Origin of the sequence: Thorsellia kenyensis (assembly GCF_042432445.1) — a bacterium.
In the GTDB taxonomy this organism is placed as follows: Bacteria; Pseudomonadota; Gammaproteobacteria; order Enterobacterales; family Thorselliaceae; genus Thorsellia; species Thorsellia kenyensis.
Window position 1 is genome coordinate 1 of sequence record NZ_JBHLXE010000007.1, and the last position, 770, is coordinate 770.

General features: G+C 32.6%; 2 protein-coding genes. Both read left to right on the forward strand.

Annotated features, from left to right (window positions below; genetic code table 11):
• Positions 1-349: IS66 family insertion sequence element accessory protein TnpB (gene tnpB / locus ACFFIT_RS00210; RefSeq protein ID WP_385875304.1), on the forward strand; the 349-nt coding region annotated here is incomplete at its 5' end.
• An 85-nt stretch (positions 350-434) separates the two neighbouring features.
• Complete coding sequence (locus tag ACFFIT_RS00215; RefSeq protein WP_385875306.1) at positions 435-746, forward strand: hypothetical protein; 312 nt, start codon at positions 435-437, stop codon at positions 744-746.
• Positions 747-770 lie beyond the last annotated feature (24 nt).

The window sequence follows — 770 nt, forward strand, 5'->3', positions numbered from 1 at the left end:
GAGTTGTGTCATGATTCACTCCAATTCTATTTATTTTGTAACAACCCCCATTGATATGCGTTTTGGGATGGGTCGTTTGACTACTTTTTTGCAGGTTAATTTCCCAAACAAATGTTTCTCAGGTGCGCTATTTATTTTTACCAATCGCCAACGCAGTATGTTCAAATTAATCAGTATTGATTCACATGGTATTTGGTTATGTCAACGCAAATTACACCAAGGTAATTTCCCTAAATTTCAAACTGAACAATCTGAACTGATTTTGACTCAAGAGCAATTTAATTGGCTGTGTAAAGGGTTCGATTTTTCTAAAATTGAAGGGTTAAATTTAGCTAATTTTAAACACTAAAAATCGTCATTTCTTATCACTTAAAAGTTAAATAAGTTGTTGTTTTTTATTTACTTAAGTGATTAATTTTGGTATAATTACACCTATGAAAAATCAAGCGAAATCATTCAATATAGAGGAAATTAAGCAACTCGATAAAGAGCAGTTGATTGCGCTCGTGGTTGATTTATTCAAACGCTACAACTTTGCTGAAGAAAAACTCAAAGCAATGATGATGAGAACATTTGCCCGTAAAAGTGAAATGAATGATAAGCAATTCAATCTATTTACAGAAGAAGAGTTTTCTGAACTCGCTTCTTTTATTGAAAGTACTCACTCATGTGAATCTACTGAAGCTACTCCAGACACATCTGAGGACAGGGGGGGATCAAACCTTAACCAATTGATCAAAAAATAAATAATATCAATTGACATTAAGATG

Bases quoted from the DNA above. Each gene is read 5' to 3' on its own strand.
- ACFFIT_RS00215 (WP_385875306.1), top strand. From the start codon at position 435: ATGAAAAATCAAGCGAAATCATTCAATATAGAGGAAATTAAGCAACTC.